This is a genomic window from Vibrio inusitatus, assembly GCA_024346935.1.
In the GTDB taxonomy this organism is placed as follows: Bacteria; Pseudomonadota; Gammaproteobacteria; order Enterobacterales; family Vibrionaceae; genus Vibrio; species Vibrio inusitatus.
Genome location: AP024879.1, coordinates 790,092 through 812,959, shown reverse-complemented (window position 1 = coordinate 812,959; position 22,868 = coordinate 790,092). Strand labels below are relative to the sequence as shown.

General features: G+C 41.5%; 17 protein-coding genes. 12 read left to right on the top strand and 5 right to left on the bottom strand.

All coding sequences use genetic code 11. The features are described from left to right. Positions 1–116 precede the first annotated feature (116 nt). Positions 117–752 (top strand): response regulator, encoded by a 636-nt coding sequence (locus tag OCU48_RS16715; RefSeq protein WP_141345121.1) that lies wholly within the window; start codon positions 117–119, stop codon positions 750–752. Positions 753–877: 125 nt separating this feature from the next. Here OCU48_RS16715 and OCU48_RS16710 read toward each other — a convergent pair whose 3' ends face one another. After that, positions 878–1,636, bottom strand: a complete 759-nt coding sequence (locus OCU48_RS16710) for a response regulator transcription factor (protein ID WP_141345122.1) — start codon at positions 1,634–1,636, stop codon at positions 878–880. 351 nt (positions 1,637–1,987) lie between these two features. On the opposite strand from OCU48_RS16710, the gene OCU48_RS16705 reads away from it, so the two are divergent. From OCU48_RS16705 to OCU48_RS16665, 9 genes are all read left to right on the top strand, one after another. Further along, positions 1,988–2,956 carry a DUF3187 family protein gene (locus OCU48_RS16705; protein ID WP_141345184.1) on the top strand — a complete coding sequence of 323 codons (969 nt, stop codon included), beginning with the start codon at positions 1,988–1,990 and terminating at the stop codon, positions 2,954–2,956. A gap of 636 nt (positions 2,957–3,592) precedes the next feature. Continuing rightward, the gene (locus OCU48_RS16700; protein WP_141345123.1) at positions 3,593–4,681 is read left to right on the top strand and encodes an efflux RND transporter periplasmic adaptor subunit; all 1,089 of its coding nucleotides are present in this window, start codon (positions 3,593–3,595) and stop codon (positions 4,679–4,681) included. Between the two features lie 11 nt (positions 4,682–4,692). Then, positions 4,693–7,761: an efflux RND transporter permease subunit gene (locus OCU48_RS16695; RefSeq protein ID WP_141345124.1), complete on the top strand. Its 3,069-nt coding sequence runs from the start codon at positions 4,693–4,695 to the stop codon at positions 7,759–7,761. A 4-nt stretch (positions 7,762–7,765) separates the two neighbouring features. After that, the gene (locus OCU48_RS16690; protein ID WP_141345125.1) at positions 7,766–9,283 is read left to right on the top strand and encodes an efflux transporter outer membrane subunit; all 1,518 of its coding nucleotides are present in this window, start codon (positions 7,766–7,768) and stop codon (positions 9,281–9,283) included. 363 nt (positions 9,284–9,646) lie between these two features. Continuing rightward, complete coding sequence (locus OCU48_RS16685) at positions 9,647–9,991, top strand: MFS transporter (RefSeq protein ID WP_141345126.1); 345 nt, start codon at positions 9,647–9,649, stop codon at positions 9,989–9,991. Beyond that, positions 9,985–11,208: an HlyD family secretion protein gene (locus OCU48_RS16680; protein WP_141345127.1), complete on the top strand. Its 1,224-nt coding sequence runs from the start codon at positions 9,985–9,987 to the stop codon at positions 11,206–11,208. Before OCU48_RS16685 ends, OCU48_RS16680 begins: the two co-directional genes overlap by 7 nt. Positions 11,209–11,840: 632 nt before the next feature. Then, positions 11,841–13,061: a sodium/glutamate symporter gene (gene gltS, locus OCU48_RS16675; RefSeq protein WP_141345128.1), complete on the top strand. Its 1,221-nt coding sequence runs from the start codon at positions 11,841–11,843 to the stop codon at positions 13,059–13,061. Between the two features lie 80 nt (positions 13,062–13,141). Beyond that, positions 13,142–14,497 (top strand): patatin-like phospholipase family protein, encoded by a 1,356-nt coding sequence (locus OCU48_RS16670; protein WP_244312274.1) that lies wholly within the window; start codon positions 13,142–13,144, stop codon positions 14,495–14,497. Further along, positions 14,494–15,438 carry a phospholipase A gene (locus tag OCU48_RS16665; RefSeq protein ID WP_141345129.1) on the top strand — a complete coding sequence of 315 codons (945 nt, stop codon included), beginning with the start codon at positions 14,494–14,496 and terminating at the stop codon, positions 15,436–15,438. Before OCU48_RS16670 ends, OCU48_RS16665 begins: the two co-directional genes overlap by 4 nt. 375 nt (positions 15,439–15,813) lie before the next feature. On the opposite strand, the gene OCU48_RS16660 is transcribed toward OCU48_RS16665, so the two are convergent. The 4 genes from OCU48_RS16660 to OCU48_RS16645 all read right to left on the bottom strand — a co-directional run bounded on the left by OCU48_RS16660 (position 15,814) and on the right by OCU48_RS16645 (position 20,052). Then, positions 15,814–16,101: a hypothetical protein gene (locus tag OCU48_RS16660; protein WP_141345130.1), complete on the bottom strand. Its 288-nt coding sequence runs from the start codon at positions 16,099–16,101 to the stop codon at positions 15,814–15,816. Between the two features lie 135 nt (positions 16,102–16,236). After that, entirely contained in the window at positions 16,237–17,328 is a 1,092-nt protein-coding gene (locus OCU48_RS16655; protein WP_141345131.1) for a calcium:cation antiporter, read from the bottom strand. A gap of 340 nt (positions 17,329–17,668) precedes the next feature. Then, positions 17,669–18,124, bottom strand: a complete 456-nt coding sequence (locus OCU48_RS16650) for a hypothetical protein (RefSeq protein ID WP_141345132.1) — start codon at positions 18,122–18,124, stop codon at positions 17,669–17,671. A gap of 170 nt (positions 18,125–18,294) precedes the next feature. After that, positions 18,295–20,052 carry a sodium:solute symporter family transporter gene (locus tag OCU48_RS16645; RefSeq protein ID WP_141345133.1) on the bottom strand — a complete coding sequence of 586 codons (1,758 nt, stop codon included), beginning with the start codon at positions 20,050–20,052 and terminating at the stop codon, positions 18,295–18,297. Between the two features lie 657 nt (positions 20,053–20,709). Here OCU48_RS16645 and OCU48_RS16640 point away from each other — a divergent pair. After that, positions 20,710–21,810 carry an AI-2E family transporter gene (locus tag OCU48_RS16640; RefSeq protein ID WP_141345134.1) on the top strand — a complete coding sequence of 367 codons (1,101 nt, stop codon included), beginning with the start codon at positions 20,710–20,712 and terminating at the stop codon, positions 21,808–21,810. Further along, complete coding sequence (locus OCU48_RS16635; RefSeq protein WP_141345135.1) at positions 21,810–22,472, top strand: potassium channel family protein; 663 nt, start codon at positions 21,810–21,812, stop codon at positions 22,470–22,472. The genes OCU48_RS16640 and OCU48_RS16635 overlap by 1 nt, the downstream gene beginning before the upstream one ends. Positions 22,473–22,868 lie beyond the last annotated feature (396 nt).

Sequence of the window (22,868 nt, the reverse complement as noted above, 5' to 3'; positions counted from 1 at the left end):
GATGTCACATGGTAAGGTTATAATATTGTTGATATTTCATAGGTTGTTGAGCATTAGTTTTGCAATTTTAGGAGAACACCTATCAAGTTTGTATTTGAATTAAAAGGAAGCGATAAATGAACAAGACAACCGTGCTACTTGCAGATGACCATGTGATGGTGGCAGAAGGCATCAAAAACCTTCTCAAAGAGAGCTACGAAGTGGTTGGTATTGTTGAAGATGGAAACACCTTAATTCAAAAAGCGAGGCAGCTAAAGCCTGATGTGATAGTTTCAGATATCTCAATGCCACTAATGAATGGCATTAATGCAGCGGAGAAGATTCTGTCTACGGATACCGAGACAAAAATTATCCTACTGACTATGCACCCAGAGATAAAATATGCGCTCAAGGCATTGGATGTCGGCGTTCATGGTTACTTATTAAAGCATGCCGCTCCCGAAGAGCTTCTAATCGCAATAAAATCGGTTTTAGCAGGAAAAACGTATATTACGCCTACACTAGCCGCCGATATTATGGATGCTTATAAAAACAAGAACGATTTTTCAGAAGATCCTATGTCAGTATTGACCGGCCGGCAACGGCAGGTTTTGCAATTGCTTACTGAAAGTCATTCAGCAAAAGAAATTGCCAATATATTGAACGTATCAAGCCGAACGGTAGAATTTCACAAATATAAAATGGTTGAAGTTCTTAAGTTAAAAAATGCCAGTGAACTGGTCCCTTTTGCCATAAAGAATGGCTTAGTCTAACCCTGTTCATGCCTTCGGTTAGCGAACAATTTGAACATTGTTCGCTAACATAACTTCGCAAGGCTAGAGAGAGCAATATACAGTCCCACTGACTAGGGCAGTCATAGACCCTAGTCCTAATGGTATCAATAGAGAGGGTTAATCAACCTATTGTTTCTATGTGCAAAAAGTGCAAGTGAGTCCGTTTTATCCAAACATAGGGTACTAGATATTCTATAGCGATGAGACTCTATTGTACGCACGCTTAGATTCAGTTCGGATGAGATGTCTTTTGAAGACATACCACGGCTTATCATTCTTAATATTTCTATTTGACGTGCAGTAAGAACATCTAAATGTATGTTGCTGGTATTTTGATGTGCATTTTTTTTGAAAATATTCTTCTTTGAATATTCAAGCATCATGAGCCAGACACTAGCAATAAGATCTAAGTACTGTATAAGTTCATCATTAAATGGCTCAGTATTAAAACGGCTCACACTAAGATAAGCATTATGCCTATCAATGACCTTAATAGGCATGATAATATGCCATTGCACTCCTTCTTTTTCTAATGTTCTTAACGTCGAGTTAATACTGATTTCCATTTCACTCTGGCTAAATATCCTATATTGCTCACTTCTTACCACTAGTGATAAATAGTCTTTAAATGAAGCGTTAATATGATTATCCACAGCGGATTCCATATTATTACCTCGCTCAGCGGATAGAAAGTCACAGCTTTCTATATGTAGTTGTGAATCTAGGTAGAATGAAGCCCGATCAAGTTCCCACGCCTCTATAGTGCGCTTTATACTCTGCAAAACCTCCCGTAAAAGATCTGAATCTTGGTAAGACTGCAATGTACTCAACTCTTTAACAAAATGACTTTTATACGTTTCCATGCTTCACCTCGTAATCAACTGACCTGATTTTATTTTCAAAATATCATAATGGTTTTAATTTTTAGGCGATAGCTAGAGTTCAGTGTTTAGGAAATTCACGGCTAATAACTGGTAAATTTACCAGGAAATATAAAGTTTATTTTTGGTGCTAGTAGTTATGTTATTTTTATTAGTGTTTTTCTTTCTTATTGCTAGTGTATTTTCGAGTACTTAAAATCTGCAGTAGTCACCATAATACTATCAAATTAAATAAGTAAGGCCGCTTAGCTTAATTACTGATTGAAAGAACTGTTAGTAATTCTGAGAAGAAAAAGGGTCTTCTATAAATAATAAAGGTTGATAGTTATGAATATGTTAAGTTTAACTTCGAGTCTAATCCTAGCTTCATTCACATTAGTAGCATCGGCAAAAGCAAGTGCAGATCTGGACAAATATGGTCCTCTACGTGCCTACGCTCAATCTCCTGTTCAATCAACCGTTCTTACTCCAATATTAAGATCCGCATCGGCTTATGATGGAGTAAAAGAAGTCTATGGTTCATTTACTGCAGCCAGTGTTTGGGCAGATACTGAAGATTACACTCTTGATTACTATCACAACCAAGTCGAATTAGGGGGCAAATGGCAAATTGCTGACCGTTGGCTGATGGATTTAACTTATCGCTGGAGCTTCTCTGCCGATAATCACTTAGATGGGCTCACTAAAGCGTTTCACGATGCAACCGGTCTAGAGCAAAATGGTCGTGAAGAGGTTTCTCGAAACCGAAACTACCAAATGATGGAAGAATACAACGTTGCTGAGACAGACTTTGAAGGAGAAACGCTAGCTAATGCTGTTTCAGCGTATTTAGGTTATCAACTTTATCAACAAGGCAATCATGCTGCTTCAGTGGGTGGCACACTTTATTATAATAATGTCGGTAGTGGTCCTTTTGAGGGCAATACTTTTGAACAAGCCCTGCAGCTTAACTACAGCTACCACAACAAATCTCATGCGATATATACCATGGCTGGCGTTACTTTCCATTCCGGAAGTGATGACCTAGTGGGCTTGCCTAGCAAAGAAGTTATTTTTTCTGGGGCTGCAGGTTACCGATATGCTCTAAATGAACAACATCATTTATATGCTGAATATCGCTACCTTGGAGGACGTATTGATGATTCATCAGACCTGTCGGATGCTTCACACGAGTCTGTACTAGGGTATCGATTTATCATGAAAAGCTCTGCGATAGAGTTTTATGCCACAGAAAATATGTTCAATATGGATAACAGTACGGACATTGCATTTACCCTAGGATATCGCCACCAGTTCAACTAATTTTGCTTACATAACCTTTTAGCGCGACTCATTTGGGCCTTTTAGGCCCATTTTTCATTTCACTATCTTTCATGCTATTTCCAATTAGCTTCCTAGGTAAAAATTCAATAACTCTGCTGCTAGATAAAAGGAACGCTGAACGTTTTCTTATCGCTTGATGATATGTTTTGACACTATCTCATATACCCTTTGACGTATGGCTCTAGATTAGAATTGACGTTTGTTCTGCGCCTTCTTGGCTTACTTTAATTCAGCAAATTCAACAATTAATACCTCATTGTGTGGTGGAGAGTGCTACTGTTGTTAGGTCGCCGTTAGATTATTGTTGTTCGATATGTTAACGAGTGTGTCGAAAATATCTGACGTGTTTATCGTTACAATGATTGATATTCAATCATTTCGTTGAAAATCACGTACAAAATGATCTGTTGATACTAGGAATCTTTCTATTACTGACTAGTAATTTATCTAGTACTTACTTAAGGGCTCCTTACTTATAGTTAAGTCACAGGTTGCGAAACACATAGTCTTTTTAAACTATGAGACTTACAGAAAAAAATGGTTACGCCGCCTACGCTGAACATCTCTACGATAAGTTTGGCGTTCACAGTACTAATTTAAGGTTAGGAGAGAGTCATGAAGTTTAACCAAGTTGTACAGATATCAACTATCGCATTTGCCCTTTCATCAGTAATCGGATGCTCTGAAGTTGAAACGTCAGTTGCCGACAAATCTGCCCGTCCTGTCAATGTCATTCAGTTAGGTAGTGTGAACGAAAGTCACCTTCAGCACTTTCCTGGTCGTTTAGAATCTGCTTCTCAAGCAAATGTTTCTTTTCGTGTTCCAGGGCTGATTCAGGACGTGTTTGTGTCGCCTGGAGATGAAGTAACTAAAGGACAAAAATTAGCTAAGCTAGATGACCATGATTACAACGTTGTGCTTTTGGAGCTTCAAGCTCGCTTGGCAGAAGCTCAATCTACTTTCAACTTGGCTTCAATTGAATTGAAACGAGTGAAACAAGCAACATCCGAGAATGCAATTGCCAGTATCAATCTCGATAGAGCGCGCAGTGGCTACCAACGTGCTAGAGCTGCGGTAAAAGTGGTTAATCAAAATATCAAGAAAGCGGAAGATGCAATACGTTATACCACGCTATTAGCACCGTTTGATGGTGTAGTAGGTGAGCAATATTTAGAACAGTTTGAGCAAGTGTTGCCGGGTGTTCCGGTATTCAATGTACATAAACCGTCAACGCTAGAAGCGGTAATCAACGTTCCAGAGACTTTGATATCGAAGATAAACAGTGGTCAGCCTGCTGAAGTGACTTGGTTTGGTTCAGAAAGAATAATCAGTGCGACAGTAAAAGAAGTGGGTACTGTGCCTCACCTAATTAAGCAAACGTATACGGTTAGCCTTTCGCTTGATGAAAGAAACATCGATGAGCTACCAGGTAAAGCGATTGCGGTAACGGTAGATCTAGAAAATGCAGCAAATTCTTATTGTGTACCTTATACCGCTCTTAAAGGTGTTGAGGGCGAATACTCTTTGATGGTTGTTGAAGATGGTCATGCGATTGAAAAGCAAGTAAAGGTTGATCATCTGCAAGCATCGACGGCTTGTGTCATTGGGGATTTGTCTGACAGAGACTACCTCATTGCTGCAGGTGTTAACTATCTCGAAGACAATGATGCAGTTGGTAAACTCATTGATGTGACGGCTAAATAGAGGGTATCAACATGAATATCGCAGAATTTGCTATTCGACAACGAACGTTCGTACTTTTTTTCACCACACTATTGATCGTTGCCGGAATCGTCTCTTATTTTGAAGTTGGTAAGCTTGAAGACCCTACTTTTACGGTAAAAAGTGCTGTGGTTGTAACACTTTACCCTGGTGCTTCAGCAAAAGAAGTTGAAGAACAAGTTACTGACAAAGTAGAAACCAAACTACAAGAAATGGGCAGTTTGTTAAGACTTCGCTCTCTTTCTCGCCCAGGTTCGTCGATGATCTTTGTAGACCTTAGCGAAGAACTGGTTTCGAGCGAACTGCCGCAACAATGGGATCTATTGCGCCGCAAAGTGGCGGATGTGAAACTCATGTTGCCAGCTACCGCTCAAGTCAGTGTGGTTCAAGACGAATTCTCTGAAGTATACGGTATGTTGTTTGCGCTATCGGGTGATGGTGTCGATATGGCCGACCTAAAAGACTATGCGCAAGAGCTACAACGTCGATTAAAAACCGTTTCAGGCATCAAGAAAATAGAACTTCACGGTGTTCAAGAACAAGTTGTAAATATCGACCTTCCAGAGGAGCGTTTAGCTAACTACAACATGTCAGCGGCTCAGGTTATTGCACAGCTGAACAGCCAAAATGCGATTTATGATGCAGGCCGTTTTAAAGCAGGTATCGAGCGAGTTCGTATAGCGCAAAGCAGTGAATTTACTTCGGTAGACGATGTTGCTAACTTGATGATCAGAGGTGGGGTAGGCGACCTGTCTACAGGCTTGGTCCGTCTGGGAGACGTGACTGATATTTCTTTGGGCTACAATGAAACGCCTTTGAGTATGACTCGCTTTGATGGTAAAGACGCTGTTGTTCTGGCTGTGAGTCCTGTCGGTGGTATCAACGTTGTTAACTTAGGTGATAGCTTAAGAAAAGTGTTGAATGACTACCAGGCAGAGTTGCCTGTTGGTGTAGAGATTCATGATATTGCCTTCCAACCGGAAGAAGTAAAAAAATCAATAAATAATTTCGTTACCAACCTTTTAGAAAGTGTGTTGATTGTTGTTGTTATTCTTTGGCTGTTCATGGGTGTGAAGAGTGCAATTATCGTTGGTTCGAGTCTTCTGATTACCATCTTATGTACGCTTGTATACATGAATATCGCAGGCGTCGATTTGCAACGTGTATCGCTAGGTAGCTTCATATTAGCACTCGGTATGCTCGTAGATAACGCCATTGTGATTACTGATTTATTTGTTGTTAAGGTCAATAAAGGTATTGATCGAACTAAAGCTGCTATTGACTCTGTAAAAGAAACGTCAATGCCACTGTTAGGTGCGACTGTCATTGCAATGATGGGTACCTTGCCAGTATTAACTGCAAACTCGGACGCTTCTGAATTTGCGTTAAGTTTGCCACAGATAATGATGTCTTCTCTATTGTTGTCATGGTTGGTTGCAGTAACGGTGACTGTCTTGTTCTGTTGGATTTGGATTAAACCTGTACCACAAGATCCAAACGCAAAAGAATCGAAGTTCGTAGCGGTATATCGTTCAGCAGTAAGTTGGATGGTAGATAACCCATGGAAAGGTCTATCGGCAATCGTACCTGCATTAGTGCTAACGGTACTGTTAATCCCTAAGATTACCGTCATTTTCATGCCAGCATCGGATCGCGCAATTGTGTTCTTAGATTATTGGCTACCGAATGGTTCTCAAATCGAGCAAACCAATGCGGATATGAAACGCATCGAAGAGTGGTTATTAGAGCAACCTGAAGTAGAAAACCTATCGAGCTTTGTTGGCGCTAGTGCACCTCGTTTCTCGGTAACAGTAGAACCAGAACCGTATGATGCAAGTTATGGCCAGTTCTTGATTAACACTAAAGACTTCCAATCAATCGCGATATTGCAAGAGCGCGGAGATGCTTGGCTAAAAGAGAACTTTGCGAATGCTGAACCTCGTTTCCGTACTTTGAAGCTAGCAACAAAAGATAAGTTTAGTATCGAAGCTCGCTTTAGTGGTCCAGACCCAGTGATATTGAAAGATCTGTCGCATCAAGCAGAGGAAATTCTAAATCAAAACCCTTATGCAACGTATATACGCAATAACTGGAGACAAGAAAGCAAGGTTCTTAAGCCTGTAATCAATGAAGAGAAAATGCGCCGTGCCGGTATTAACCGTACTGACATCGCCATCGCATTGAAACGAACTTCAGAAGGCTTCCCTGTTGGTTTGATGAAGCATGAAGACGAGATTATTCCGATTCGAGTTCGTGGTATGGGAGCAACGATAGGGGACCTAAATGCGATTCCAGTTCAATCATTACTGGGTGTACATAACGTCCCACTAGGTCAGTTAGTGGATGGCTTTGAGTTTACTACTGAAGATTCAATGATTTGGCGTCGTAACCGTTTGCCAACGATTACCACTCAAGCAGGTGTAGTAGGAACGACCGTTGCTTTAGCTAGACAGTACAGCCTTGATGAAATTGAAGCGATTGAACTACCGCCAGGTTACACACTTGAGTGGGGTGGTGAATACTACGATGAGAACAAATCAATTGTTGATACATTGTCGAACTTACCTCTAGCGATGGTTGTGATGGTCATCATTATGGTGGGAATGTTCAACGGCTTTAAACAACCGATTATTATCTTCGGAACCGTGCCACTAGCTGCAACAGGTGTAGTTGCGATGTTATTGATTGCTGACAAAGCATTCGGCTTTATGGCTCTAATCGGCGCAATCTGTTTGTCAGGTATGATCATCAAAAACGGCATCGTGTTGATGGACCAGATTGAGCTAGAACGTAAAGAGGGCGCTACATTGTCAGACGCAATCAAATCGGCAACGATGAACCGTACTATGGCTATCAGCATGGGTGCTTTGACAACAATGTTGGGTATGGTGCCACTGATGACAGATTTGTTGTTCGACCAAATGGCAGCAACGGTTATTGGTGGATTAGCTGCAGCGACTCTACTGTCACTATTTGTTATGCCAGCGCTATATAAAGTCTTCTATCAGAATGAAGAAAAGCAAGAGCAGTCAATTGAATCAGCAAAAGTTGTCGAGGAATAACAGCATGAAATCAAGAAAATTAACCCCGATTCTATTAAGTATGCTTCTTGCTGGATGTGCTGTAGGCCCAGAGTACGAAGCACCTCAAGATACTGTTGGTAGTGCTTTCTTAGTGGAAGATGTAGAGGGTACTGCGGCAAGTGATGAAAAAGTGAAGGCTGGCTGGTGGGCTCAGTTTGAAGATGAGACTTTAGATGAGTTGGTAAACATTGCGCAGAATGAAAATATATCGCTACAAATTGCTGCGCAGCGAGTGAAATCGGCTCAGGCGTACCAACGTGCTGTAGAGTCGTTTAAAGTACCAACAATTACTGTCAACATGGGCGCCACGTCGTACGGATTTAGTGAGAATGATCCTTTGGTTGGCCCGTTAGTTACCCCTGGCGGTCTTGGCCAAATCAACCAAGCTATTGGGCAAGATAGCGTGCTGGATAGTAGCTATGACTTTACTACTTTGAGTGCGAATATTTCTTGGGAAGTCGATGTATTCAATCGATTAGAGTATCAAGCGCAATCAGCCCAGGCACGTGCGGAGCAAGTGGAAATCATGCGTGAGGGTATGGTGACATTGATTACCTCTGACGTAATCCATAACTACTTCCAGTTCCGAGGCGCGCAAGAGCGTAAACAAATTGCAATAGAGACTCAAGAGTCTCAAAGAGAGACGTTAAAACTGGTAGAGAGTTTGGTAAGAAATGGCTATGGGTCTGATCTTGATTTAGCCCAGGCAAAAGCCGCTCTTTCTGCAACCAAGGCAATATTGCCTCAGCTTGATATTGCTAAAAATGTGCATAAACAGCGTTTAGCGATTCTTCTAGGCAAAAACTCGGCTGAAATGGACGAGCTATTGGCAAAACAAGGTATGGTTCCTGACTTTAAAGGTACAGTACCTATTGGCTTGGCATCTGATGTACTGCAAAGTCGCCCTGATATTCGTATCGCTGAGAAAGAGATGGTTGCGATTAATGCCGATGTTGGTGCTGCTGTGGCGAACAAGTACCCTCGATTTTATCTAACAGGTTCTCCTGGCCTGCTTGCGGGTGATTTTAGTGACTTGTTCAGCAGTGACTCTGCGGCTTGGGTAGCCAGTGTTGGTGCAAGTTGGACAGTGTTTGATGGTGGACGTACTGACGCTCAAATTGATTTGCAAGAGTCGCGTTTTAACGCAGCTGCACTCGGCTATGAGCAAACAGTGAATACCGCAATCAGTGAGGTCGAAACTTTACTTTATACTTACGGTAGTAGCCAAGAGGCTGAGTCCTATGTCGCAGATACTTTGGTTGAAGCCGACAATGCAGTAGCTAAGGCTGACTCTTTGTACAGAGCAGGATTGGTAGATTACATCTCGGTACTGGATGCTCAACGCCAACAAAAGTTGGTTAGAGATGCCCAAGTATCAGCAAACCTACAAACTTCTCAGGTGTTAGTGAGTCTTCATAAAGCACTAGGTGGTAACTGGGAGATAGACCCTGAGCCAGAAAGCGAGCAAGGTCAGGAAGCTACCCAAACTCAAACGCAGTAACAGAGATTCACGAAGGGGCACATTACGCATTGTGTCTCTTCGTTATTCTAATAAACGTTTGGACTTTAGGAAGTATTAAAGCCAGTTAATGCATTCCGGGATGACGGGTTTTTAGCGGTTAAATACACACTTCATCATTGTTAAAAAACCTTCCCAGTTTTCACTCATAATACTGCCCGTAAATACATGGGCACTCCCTCGTAAATTCCGTAAATTCCGCTAGTAATTCTTCGAGTACTTAAGTAACTCACACCATCTTATAGTTTAGATATACCTTTATGGACATCCTACTTAGCCGGTGTTTAGCGCTTTTATCTTAGGCCTCCATAAGCAGAATATGTCTTGGAAATTTAAGGGGTCATTATGAGTTTAGTCAGCCTCCCGTTTGTCGGAAGTAATGCAGATACAGCCTTGCATGTCGTTGCCGCTGTCGTTCTTGTTGGCACTTTAGTTGCGGTGTGTGTGGCTTTTTGGAAGCTACATGAATTACCCATCCATAAAGCTCATAGCAGTGGGCATCATCAGATAGGCCTAATCACGGTGCTTACCTGGATTGGCTTTATTTGGCATTGGGTTTGGGTGCTTGCGATTATTGCAGCCTTCTTGGATTTAGAGACAGCCATCGTTCGTGTGCGCGATATTTGGCGTCATGGGTCTTTGGACAAAGCCAACGATTTATCAACAGATAAAGGAGAATCGTCATGTTAGAAGGTTTAGCGATTTGGGCGTTATTCATCTACATACTTCGCCTCCTTGGTGTGCCATGGGCAAAACCTTTTAAGGCATTTGCGTATATAGGCGGTGGTTTGTGGTTGGGCTTTGTGTGGATTGGTTTAATCAATTATACGCCAATGGACTTGTCTGGCGGGTCGGTTGTTCAAGCGCCACACATACAATTAAGACCGGGTAATACTGGAATTAAAGGTAAAGTGAAGACGATTCATATTGAGCCCAATTCTAGAGTGAAGAAGGGTGACCTTATTTTTGAATTGGATTCTGAAATTTACGAAATTGCTCGCAATAAATCGGAGACTGAATTGAAAGCAGCTGAAGCGGCCTACAGCTTAGCGAACGAAGACATACATCTTTCTGAAACTGACTATAACACTAGCTTGATTAATCTAGATATCGTGAAGGTTGAGCTGGCTTCTGCTAGGAAACAATACAAGTTAGAAAGAACAACATTGAGCCGTTACGAAAGGCAGAACGCCAAAGCAAAGTATTCGGTAACTGAGAGTCTCTTAGATGAGCAAGGCACCATTGTTGTATTGGCTAAAAATAAGATAGCGTCTATCCAAAGCCAAATATCACGCAGTGAAGTTGAGGTATCTCGTGCCAAAGTGAATGTCGAGAAATCTAAGCTTAATTTAATAAGTGCTGGTGCAAATTTACAAAGAGCCAAGGAGAAATTAGCTGAAGCCGAGTGGAACTTAAAAGAGACTAGAGTACACGCCCCAACCGATGGTTTTGTGACTAACTTTATTCTTCGAGAAGGGCAGTATGTGGGCATTCTTTCCCGTATGCAGATGTACACGGATGAAAAATATGTGTTGATGCGAGTTAATCATCAGGCGATTCGTAATGTGAAACCAGGTCAAAGGGCTGAGTTTGCTTCTCCTGTTTATCCGGGCAAAGTGTTCTCCGCTGAGGTGCAAGGTATTGTGGAAGCTACCGGTGAAGCTCAAGCGAGTAGCATGGGACGAGAGGCTTCTGTTTCAGAAACAACGGGGAAAAATGTGAAAAATAAATTCCACTTTGTACGCCTAAAGCTGAATGAACCAGAGGGATACGACATTCCAGTTGGCGCGGTGGGCTTAGCGTGGGTATCGGGAGAAAAACCACATCATTTTCTTTCATTTTTAGATGTAATTCGAGGCATTATTCTTCGAATGAAATCACAGATCTACTATGTGTACTCGCTGTAATTGAATTGAAAAAATAGTACTACCAAAATTCCGATAGGTTCTGCGAACCTATCGGAATTTTTTGTATTTAACGCGTATATATTTCAACTATCAACTTACTTAAAAGGCAAAGGGAAACGAAGCTCTCTTACCGTTGTCTACAGTGAATAGCCCCTTTACCACAGTAGCTCTTCACTTGTCTCATTCATTGGTGCAATACCGCAAAATATATCTGTTTTATTGGCGATTGAATAATTCTAAGTTGGCAATTGGATAAATCTTAGTAATTTGAAGAGAGAATTGGCGTATAGAGAAGAAAAATAATGAAGCATACAACTATTTTTCATATACGGGATGAATAAATTACATAAAGCCACAAATGTCACTAAGCTATGTTAATAGCAATGTTGTATCCAGTCATTATAGCTTCTTCATGGTTCTATTACTGTTTTGGTGTATCGCGATGTTATTAAAAAGGTTATGTATCACTTTCATGTAAAAATCAGGCTGATACCGAGTGGAAATGCTGACTATCTCTGCTAGTGCTCTCATTTTTACAGGGAAATATTACCCGTTGAACTGGTAATTTTTCGAGGCGTCAATCTGCGGTGAGTAAGTAAACTTTAAGTACTACTTCAAGGCGAAAGAACATTATGGAATTTGACGGAAATATCTTAAATCTAGGTTCATTTTTTACAGTAACAATGGGTATCATCGTATTGTTCTTTGGTAAACGCATGAACCAAATCGTTCCTTTTTTACGTGAGTTTAGTATTCCTGAGCCAGTATCTGGTGGGATATTAGTCTCAATCATTATCGCAATAATCTATCAAGTTACTTCAATCGAGGTGCAATTTGACCTAATGGCTCGTGATGTGTTGTTAGTGTACTTTTTTACCACTATTGGTATTAATGCTCATATCAAAGACCTTCTTAAGGGTGGCAAGCCACTGCTTATTCTTCTAGGTGTGACCATTACGTTTATGATCATGCAAAACATCGTGGGTGTAACTACAGCAAGTGCATTAGGCTTGGAGCCTGTGGTTGGCTTATTGGCTGGTAGTGTGTCGCTTATCGGTGGGCATGGTACTGCGATTGCTTGGGCTCCACGTATTGAAGAAATGCTCGGTATTGAAAACGCGATGGAAATTGGTATCGCGAGTGCAACGTTTGGCTTAATCCTAGCCAGTATGATGGGTGGCCCAATCGCAAAATTCCTTATTAAGCGTTACAACCTAAAAGCGGATGAAAGCGATAATAATTCTCAAAATGAAGAAAAGTCTGAATCTGAATCTCTTACTTCATTTGCGTTTTTAGATTCTGTATTAGCCATCCATATTTGTATTATTGTGGGTGTGCTACTTGATGAGTTGATTAGTCAAACAGGCTTGCAGCTTCCATTGTTTGTATCTTGCTTGTTTGCAGGCATATTAATTACCAACCTTATTCCGGAAAGTTACCCTCGTATCAGCGGTACAAAGTGGCCAACGCGCACTCAGTCTATCAGCTTGATTGCGGATATTTCTTTGGGGTCATTCCTTGCTATGTCTCTGATGAGTATGCAACTTTGGACACTGGTTGAGTTGGCTGGACCTATCTTGATTATTCTGACTATGCAGTTTGTATTAGCGGTATTTACTGCGTCAATCATCGTATTCAGAGCAATGGGTAAGACATACGATGCTGCGGTAGTATGTGCAGGTTTTGGTGGCATCTCTTTGGGCTCAACACCTACTGCAATGGCAAATATGTCTTCAATTTCCGCTAAATACGGCTATTCAGCACAGGCCTTCATTATTGTTCCACTGGTATGTGCATTCTTTATTGATTTGGCGAACGCAATCATCATCCCTTATTTCCTAAAAATGATGTAGTTCAAAGCGTTTAACTTGTGGGGGCATAGCGTTAAAGCTATGACCCCAGTCGTTGAAGAATAAAGACTCAAGAGGCCGCTATGAACGCTTACACACTCACAATATCAATGATGGCATCGTTGTCACTCTTAGGTTGTAGTGCTAAGAATGAAACGAACAATCAGCCTCAGAAGATATACACCAATCAAACACCTTATTCGGCGAGTAGCTTTGACAATACTCAAGACGAAGTGACCGTAATACTTTCTTTTTCTGGTGGTGGAACGCGAGCGGCTGCATTGTCATATGGGGTACTAGAAGGATTAAGAGATACCACTATCACTATTGATGGCAAATACGTTAATTTACTGGATGAAGTTGATGTAATCAGCTCTGTTTCAGGGGGCAGTTTCACCGCGGCCTATTACGGTTTATATGGAGAGCGTACCTTTGAAGATTATAAAGAAGCCTTTCTTTATCATGAAGTGACAGATGATTTAGCCTCTATATTTTTGTCTCCCGTTCGTTGGTTCTCTTCTAAAACCCGTACCCGTGAAGCTACCGACTACTATAAAAGCCACATTTTTGGTGAAACAACGTATGCAGATTTACCTCGAGATAATGCTCCTTATATTGTAATTAACGCGACCGATATCTCTACAGGTACACGCTTTTCATTCACACAAGACTACTTCGATATGCTGTGTTCTGACTTAAACTCATTCTCTGTATCGAGTGCCGTAGCAGCATCATCAGCTGTGCCTCTTTTATTCACGCCGGTCGTGCTGAGAAATCATGACGAGTGCCTTACTGAGTTGGAGTCTGTTTATGACCGTTCAAATTACCGCAAGAGAAATGCAGTTGCTGCAATAGAGCAATACAAAGACAAGGAACATACTAAATACATCCATTTAGTCGATGGTGGCATCACCGACAACCTTGGCTTAATCGCCATCTATGAACTGATTGCACACATGAGACTCAATGATTCAAAGAAGCTAGAACTTCGTAATGACCGTGGGGTACTCAAGCCGCTTGTCGTCATATCTGTTGATGCTGCCACAAACCCAGAACTTGGAATCGCAGAGAGTGTAGATCCACCGTCGCTGAAGCAAACGGTAGATTCCATCACTGATATTCAATTGCATCGCTACAATGATTCAACCAAAGACTTAATCGTTAAAGAAATGGACGATTGGGCATCAGAAGCACTAAGCAATGGTGATGTTGTGTCGCCTTATTTTGTCGAGGTTAGCTTCAGCAAAACAATGGATAGCGACACGCAATTTCTTTTAAACCAAATTCGTACTGACTTTAATCTTGCCAACGAAGATGTCGACTTACTGATTGATGAGGGATATCAGCAGTTGCATGTAGATAAGACTTTTCAAAACTTTCTCAACTCATACTCTTACAATTCAATGGATCTGACTGATTCAGATAAGGATGTTAAATGAAGACCAAATGGTTATTTCTCGCATTGTTTCCTTTCGCGAGCTTGGCTGAAAGCAATTGTTGGAAACTAGAGGATGATAATGAGCGTTTGGCTTGTTATGACAGCGCTACCGACCAGACAGCTACTTCACCTGAAAACAAGGACGACTTTACTCTCGATAAAATGAGTTTGCATGAAGTTACAGATTATATTAACCACCAAGAGATATTTCGACTTACACCACATCAACCGAATTACATCTTGCCCCTTTCATATAATGATAAGCCGAACAAAGATTATTGGGACGCAGTGAGACCGGGTTCGAACATTGATGACATTGAAGTTAAGTTCCAAATTAGTGGCAAACTAAAACTGTGGAATGACTTCTACAGTGATTGGGATCTATGGTTTGGTTATACACAAACCTCATGGTGGCAACTGTACAACCAACAAGAGTCAGCTCCTTTTCGTGATACCAATTACAGCCCAGAGTTTATTGTTAGCACCTATCCTAACGTCTCTCTATTGGGCTTCGATCTAGTGCAGGTCGATTATTCATTGATTCACCAATCTAATGGGCGTTCAGAACCTTATTCGAGAAGTTGGAACCGAGTTTATGCAAACTTAGACTTTGTAAGAGATAACTTTCTTATTTCTTTGAAGCCTTGGTACCGATTACCAGAAGATGATGAAGACGATGATAATCCGGATATAGATGACTTTTTGGGTTACGGAGAGGTAGTCTTTGCCTATAAAGATGGTGGTAACTTCTATAGCATGATGCTCCGAAATAACTTGGGAAGTGATAGCAAGGGTGCAGTAGAACTTAACGCCGCAGTACCAATCTTCGATACTGTTAAATTATATGCCCAGTATTACTATGGTTATGGAGAGAGTCTCATCGATTACGATCATCGAGTGAATCGCTTTAGTATAGGTATTTTGATTTACGATGTAATTTAACGAAGATTACCGCTTTTTCACAAGGGTCAGTTGGTCGATAACAACCAACTGACGCCTATACGGTGTGTTTTATAGCGTACTTTGCAACACTAAGTTGTAGGGGAAAATAGCCCTATAACTTAGTTTTGGATTTATATGAATCTAGCCAGGTTTGCAATGGGATTTCTCCCTTCTTCAATTTTGGTCCACGATATCTTCTTAATTTTCCAAGTTCTAGATCTATTCGGGCGACATAAGTGCGATCGGGCCTGGAGCCTTTACGACGTGTGCTCTTATGAATGATTAACGATTCAACGGTTAAGTTTTCCACTTTAGCGTACCTCAGAGTGCAAATTTAAAATGTGGGAATGTCATCATTTTTCTAAGTTACGATGCTTAATCGTCGACGAATCCAAGTTGTCTAGCCTGCCTTAGCGCTGAACGAGGACTAGTGCTAGAACCGGATTGGAGAAGGTGGGTACACTTTAATAACTGACGACTATCCAAGCGCCAGTCATGATTAACCAATGTATTGATCTCTTGAGCTTCTGGCTTGGCGTCATTTTTTGTGTAGCGATTGAAGAGATAAATGTAATAGATTGCTTTTGCCGTACGAATCTTGTGTTGGCAATAAATAAAACTAATCAATAACACTAAGGTGAGATACATAAAAAGAATTAACATTTTAAAATCCTATATAAGATGTAGCCGCATGACTAAAGTTCAAAGGTCAGCCTCGGCTTGAATAATCAACAGATGTCTTTCAAATTTGCTCTTTTAGCTTACAGAGCGCACAGCTTTGGTATTTTGGTTGTGACGTTACTCAAACATTAAGATGATGTAGGCGATGAATAAAATTAGATGAACAGTACCCGTGAGAGCGTTAGTCTTTCCGCTACTGAAGCTAATGCCAGTCATTACTAAAGTAGTCACCAGTAACACTGCTTCTGCCGAGCCAAGGCCTAGCACTATCGGTTCTGAAAGGACCTGTGAGATCAGCAAAACAGCAGGAACGGTGAGTGCGATGGTGGCCAGTACAGAACCAAAATACAGATTCATCGCGCGCTGTAATTGGTTATTTAAGGCTGCTTTTCCGGCACCGACGGCTTCAGGAGCCAGTATTAATATGGCAACAATTAGACCCCCAAGGGCTTGCGGTGCACCTAATTTGGCAATTGCCCCATCGATAGGGATCGCGATGCTTTTCGCCATCAAGATCACTACACCTAAGTGCGCAACTAGCATGATTGAGTGGTAGAGGTTGCTACGCATAGGTCCATGAAATTCATGCTCATCATGATGACGGTCATCAATAAAGAAATGCGTGTGGCTTTTTGTTTGAATGTATAGAAATACGGAGTACACCACAACAGACGCAAACACTAAGGTAATAGTCAAAGCTAATGACATTGACCCTGAGTGATCGACTGCGGTGAAGTTGGGTAGTACTAAACACAATATTGCTAATGGAGTGATCACCACAAGGTATGATTTAAGTCCATCTAGATTGTAGTCTTGAGTGTGGTGCTTCATGCCTCCAATTAATAACGTGATTCCAACTAGGCCATTTAGAACCGCCATAACAACAGCAAACATGGTGTCTCTGGCCAATAATGGGTTTGCGTCCCCTGTTAACATGACCGAAGAAATCATCACGACTTCAAGTGAAATGACCGATAGTGTAAGGATTAAGGTACCGTAAGGATCACCTAATTTAATTGCGAGTGCGTCTGAGTGGCGAACAACAGCAAAAATTGCTGCCATTGCTACGACAAACAGAATTACCGTTAGGCTCATCCCTTCGTAGGAAGATAGTTCGGTAGCCAAAACTGAGTCGCCACCGCTTTTGAAAAATACAACCGTAAGCGCGGCGATAAATAAGACATACTCTTGCTTTATGAAATTACTCATATTGCCACTCCTTGTTTAAATAATGGAGCAACACAAATCGATAGTCTTTTGCCACCGTGATTAAGGTGACAATGTAAAATAGAGTGGGGTAGTGGATTCATTAGAAACCCTGTTATCTAGTTTGATATGTCTGACCAACAACCCCAAATTTATACTGACGTACTGACGTACTGACGTACTGACGTACTGACGTACTGACGTACTGACGTACTGACGTACTGACGTACTGACGTACTGACGTACTGACGTACTGACGTATCAGAGTACAGTTGTATCGTTTTGGGACTTTATCAGAATGAAGACGCGAAACGTCGCTCAGAAAAACTCTGAGTTATCAAACTCAAGCAGACAGAGGTAATCTCTGCGAGTAGAGAGTATTCCCGTCCTTCCAGCCCGAAATACGAGACTTGGATGAGGAAACTTGCCCACTCCAGTGCAGGTTGGCAGGAATAAGAGAAAATACTAGGGTTGCTAGCAGGAGTAAAGGTGGCGCACCAAATGCGACCAAAAGGTGGTATGACGCAGTGAAATCTCGTTCAGCCCCATCGATATGGCATATGCCGCGTCGAGGAGTAGTACAGTAATTGGCACTATACTCATCGTTGAAAAAGGTCGTGCCACTGTCATTGTTTTGTTCATGACTATAGACTTGCGACTGGCTTTGTATTTCTTCGATGGAGTGTATTTGACTAACTGTAGTGAGTTTATCTTGATCTGGATATGCGTGAGCAATAACGGTGTGCAGGCACACAGTCACAAAGGCGACAACAATAAATGTAATGCAGCGCTTTAACACTCAAAGCCCCATGATTGGTTAGATAAATAAAAACTTCTTCGCGAGTGTACAAGAATAGTGGTCTGGTGTGTTGGTCATTCCCCTGCGAATTGTTAGTAAATATTTCACTGACAACTAAAGAAAAACCCTAGCCTTGCGACTAGGGTTGTGAGCGTCTTAGACGAAGAATATTAAGATTGAGAAACTAACTTTTGATTTCCTTTGTTAGCAGCGGTTACCAACAGCACACCGACAATCAGTACTAGTGAACCACACAGTAAGAACAACATACGGCCTATAGGTTCGTTGGGAATCAACGCCATTGCAAGGATACCAAAACCAGCGACACAGATTAAATTACCAAGCATGCTGCGTTGTTTAGTATCAAGGTTTTGTTGCTCTTCAGATTCTGCGACCACCGGAGTGTTCCAGTTTTCGAACAGTTGAGCGACTTGCTCTTCCCGTTCCGCGCTGCGGCATTTCTTACCTCGATAAGCGTAAGCGATAGTGAGGAAGAAACCACCGGTAAAGACGACGTGTGCCGCCAGGCTCAATGTCACCTTCAAATCTGCCCATTCACGTACCGTCAATGCTTGCTCCATATTAAGCATATTCTCAATATGATGTGCTTCTAGTGAAATACCAAAAATAAACGAAACTATGCCACCAACGATTAATGTTGCCCATGCAGACCAATCTGGTGTGTTGCGAATCATCATTCCCAACAAAATCGGGATAAGCATTGGGAAACCAATCAGGGCGCCCACATTAAGCACGATGTCGAATAGGCTTAGATCACGAAGGGAATTAATAAAGAGGCCAATTCCAATAATGATAAAGCTCATTAGTACCGTGGTTAATTTACTAACCAACATCAACTCTTTTTCAGATGCCTTTGGTCTAAGGATTGGATTGTAGAAGTTAATCACGAAGATGCCTGCATTACGGTTTAAACCAGAATCCATTGAAGACATGGTCGCCGCGAACATTGCCGACATAAGCAAACCAACCATTCCAGCAGGCATTAGCTTTTGTACAAAGGCTAGATAGGCAGCATCGCTTCCTACGTCGTAACTTGATGCAAAATCAGGCATAAATGCAGCGACATACCAAGGAGGTAGGAACCAAATTACTGGACCGATTAGCATCAAAGAACACGCCAAGCCAGCAGCCTTACGGGCGTTGTGGCTATCTTTAGCACATAAGTATCGATAGGCGTTTATGCTGTTATTCATGACTCCAAATTGCTTGATGAAGATAAAGACAACCCAAAGTAAGAAAATACTCATGTAGTTGAGGTTATTGCCGACAAAGAATTCACCTTCAAAGTTTGAGACAATATTACCGATCCCACCACCGTAGAAGTAAGCTGCAATCGCACAGGTAATTGTTACCGCCATAATGACCAGCATTTGCATAAAGTCTGAGGCGACAACAGCCCAAGAACCACCAGTCACTGCCATAAGCATCAGTACGATACCGGTTACGACAATGGTTGCTTCCATTGGAATATTGAACACAGCAGCAACAAAGATCGCCAGACCATTTAGCCAAATTCCTGATGAAATCATGCTATCAGGCAAGCCTGCCCAGGTGAAAAACTGCTCGGAAGTCTTGCCAAATCGGATACGGACGGCATCAATGGCAGTAACAACACGCAACTGTCTGAACTTCGGGGCAAAGTAAAGGTAGTTGCAGAAATAGCCAAAAGCATTGGCCAAGAAGAGTATGACCACCACAAAGCCATCTTCAAATGCCCGACCTGCGGCACCTGTAAATGTCCATGCGGAGAACTGAGTCATGAATGCTGTCGCCCCCACCATCCACCAAAGCATCTTGCCGCCACCGCGGAAGTAATCACTTGTTGAAGTCGTGAATTTTCGGAACATCCACCCTATTGCTATTAAGAACAAAAAATAAGCAAGAACTACGATTGTATCAATAGTCACAATTAACACCTCTGTGTATCAGTTACGTTCGATAGCAAAGGCTACGCTTCAGATTGGTGTTTTAATACTACAAAATAAACGTATCGTGACCATTAACGCACAAACACTTAACTTGTTGTTTTTAATGTATATATTGTGCTTTCTTAGGTGTTGTTGTTGTAAATTTAGGTTAATTTATCTCTATTGGTATAGTTATTTATATTTTTGCTTTACTGGAAGTCCGATAGCGGTGTTATGGGATTATCAACGACATAGATAAAGAAAGGCTGACAGGTAATGTCAGTCGCCTTAAAAGGTCTAGAAATGATTAGGTCTTATACAGTTCTTTGAGTTCGAAGTTAAAAACCATAAGTATGCTGGCATTTTGAAATTGCGTCACTACCAAAGGGCCATAGTCCCCTAGTAAAAAATGGCTATCAACGTTCACTCGCTCTCTTACCGCAGTGCGCAATATTCTTTGAGCTTTTGTCTAGTTTTGTCTTTGGGATGCGTAGATTGTTATTTTTAATATTTCTGGCTTGTCATTCACTCAGTAATTATTTGTTATATATTGATGGTGTTTCACCTGTTTGATGCAAAAAAGATAACGGGTTATGTCGGTGTAACGTGTAAGATCATCTAAACTACCTATAGTAGATTGTATTAAAAGGATTTTTCATGAAGTATTCGCAAGATTTTTCCAAACAAGCAATAGATGCTTTTATCAAGATAATTATCATCGGTGTACTGCTCTTCTGGTGTTTTCAAATTCTAAAGCCGTTTGCTTTATTGGTTATCTGGGGGGCCATTATTGCAACCGCTTTGTTCCCCGTGGTTAAGGGAATACAGAGTAAAACGGGCTTGTCTCAAGGTAAGTCAAGCTGGCTATTATCTCTTACGGGTGTGGTTGTGTTGGTTGTACCTGCTTATCTAATTGGTGACAGTTTATTTAGCACTGCTGGTGATGTTTATCAGCAAATTCAAGGAGGGACACTAGAGCTTAAGTCGCCTTCGGAAAGCATTAAGTCGTGGCCATTGGTTGGCGAGAAGCTTTACACAGCCTTGCTCGGATTTTCCTCCAACTTAACCAACGCACTGCTCCAGTATTCAGAACAGGTTAAGAGTGTTCTAGGCACTGTAGCTTCTGCGATTGGTAGTGTAGGCGGTAGTGTATTGCAGTTTGTTATTTCACTTCTTATAGCTGGCATTTTTATGAGTAACGCACAAGCCTGTGAGAAGTCTTTTCAGCAAATTTCAGTACGTTTAGCTGGAGAGTATGGCGCTCAGTTTACCAAGCTCTCTGTGGCGACTGTGCGGAGTGTTGTTCAAGGTGTTATTGGCGTAGCCGTAACTCAGTCGATAATGGCGGGTATCGGTCTTTATTTTGCGAACATTCCTTTTGCAGGTCTTTGGATGTTAGCTGTGTTGGTCGTTGCCATTATTCAACTCCCTCCAATTTTGGCGCTAATCCCAGCATTAATCTTCGCTTGGACCACTGATTCAACGTTAGTGGCCGGTGTATTTACCGTTTGGTGTGTGCTGGTTAGTGCCAGTGATGCAGTGCTTAAACCTATGCTAATGGGACGCGGTACTGATATCCCTATGCTCGTTATTCTTTTGGGCGCAATCGGTGGTATGGCGATGTCAGGTATAGTCGGACTGTTTGTAGGTGCGGTTGTACTCGCAGTTACTCATAGATTGTTTGTAGCTTGGTTAGCTCAATCTGAGGTAGATATTGAGCAAATAGAAGAAGGTGCAGTGGAGAAGGCGGGCGAATAATGGAAAAAATAACAGAGCGCGATAATTTTTTGTTCTTATTCGTTGCCTTGGTTCTGCTCCTTTTCGGCTGTGCCGTTTTGGAGCAGTTTTTCGATAGAGGGCAGGACCTAGTACTGGTAGGTCTTTTACTTTGCATGTCTGCTTCTACCTTAGGCATAGATAGGCAGCGAAAGGGAGTGCGCAGTTGGTTCGGTTTTTTAATCGTCCTAGTTTTTATCTCATCAATGGCATCAATTTTTGAAGCAGCAGACTTGGCGATTGTGTCTTTAGTTGCGCTAGTTGTTTTTATTGGACAGTACCTTAAACATGCGACACAGCTGATTTTGACGGCACCAAAGATTGATAAGAACCAGATTGTAGGCTCGATATGCATCTATTTAATGATGGGGCTTTGGTTTGCGTTCGTTCAGTTGTTGCTGCTGGAAATCCTACAAGGGGGCTTCAATGGCATCGAACACGGGCCTTGGTTAGATAATCTATCAAGAATGATTTATTTCAGCTTTATTACCATGACCTCTGTAGGTTATGGGGGTATTGCACCGACGGAGCCATTAACGCGCTTTATTGCTTATTTTGAGGCAATAGCAGGCGTCTTTTATTTAGCGATATTGGTCTCGAGCTTAGTGAGTGCTGGTCTAACCCAAATGAATGAAAGGAAATGATTTTATACGGTGTCTAGCCCTTAGTGCTTTAATGATAGTAAGAAATAGCGGGGATGTTTTCATAATTTATAAATGTCTATTTCCCCTTCATCTACTGGAGTGCATCCTTCGTATTGTCAAAAAAATCAAGCTATGTAGCAGTTATCTAGATGCTGAATTAAAGGGATATTAAAGGCTGTAATTAAATTGCTGTAATAGTGTTTTTGTATTATAAATGCGCCATTAATATTTATTAAGCTGCATGGGGTAACTATCGGCTATGAAGAGAAATAGTTTAAGGATAGTGTGGTTAAGCTAATAATACTGAGTATTTATATATGACAGCGTGTTTGTTTGGTTGATGTTTATACCTTTTACTATTTATTTTATAGTAAAAGGCAAAAAGCTGCTTATAAA

Coding starts and splice junctions, on each gene's coding strand:
- OCU48_RS16635 (WP_141345135.1), top strand. CDS start 21,810: ATGGAAAAAATAACAGAGCGCGATAATTTTTTGTTCTTATTCGTTGCC.
- OCU48_RS16640 (WP_141345134.1), top strand. CDS start 20,710: ATGAAGTATTCGCAAGATTTTTCCAAACAAGCAATAGATGCTTTTATC.
- OCU48_RS16690 (WP_141345125.1), top strand. CDS start 7,766: ATGAAATCAAGAAAATTAACCCCGATTCTATTAAGTATGCTTCTTGCT.
- OCU48_RS16670 (WP_244312274.1), top strand. CDS start 13,142: ATGAACGCTTACACACTCACAATATCAATGATGGCATCGTTGTCACTC.
- OCU48_RS16665 (WP_141345129.1), top strand. CDS start 14,494: ATGAAGACCAAATGGTTATTTCTCGCATTGTTTCCTTTCGCGAGCTTG.
- OCU48_RS16715 (WP_141345121.1), top strand. CDS start 117: ATGAACAAGACAACCGTGCTACTTGCAGATGACCATGTGATGGTGGCA.
- OCU48_RS16660 (WP_141345130.1), bottom strand. CDS start 16,101: ATGTTAATTCTTTTTATGTATCTCACCTTAGTGTTATTGATTAGTTTT.
- OCU48_RS16680 (WP_141345127.1), top strand. CDS start 9,985: ATGTTAGAAGGTTTAGCGATTTGGGCGTTATTCATCTACATACTTCGC.
- OCU48_RS16655 (WP_141345131.1), bottom strand. CDS start 17,328: ATGAGTAATTTCATAAAGCAAGAGTATGTCTTATTTATCGCCGCGCTT.
- OCU48_RS16705 (WP_141345184.1), top strand. CDS start 1,988: ATGTTAAGTTTAACTTCGAGTCTAATCCTAGCTTCATTCACATTAGTA.
- OCU48_RS16685 (WP_141345126.1), top strand. CDS start 9,647: ATGAGTTTAGTCAGCCTCCCGTTTGTCGGAAGTAATGCAGATACAGCC.
- OCU48_RS16700 (WP_141345123.1), top strand. CDS start 3,593: ATGAAGTTTAACCAAGTTGTACAGATATCAACTATCGCATTTGCCCTT.
- OCU48_RS16695 (WP_141345124.1), top strand. CDS start 4,693: ATGAATATCGCAGAATTTGCTATTCGACAACGAACGTTCGTACTTTTT.
- gltS (WP_141345128.1), top strand. CDS start 11,841: ATGGAATTTGACGGAAATATCTTAAATCTAGGTTCATTTTTTACAGTA.
- OCU48_RS16710 (WP_141345122.1), bottom strand. CDS start 1,636: ATGGAAACGTATAAAAGTCATTTTGTTAAAGAGTTGAGTACATTGCAG.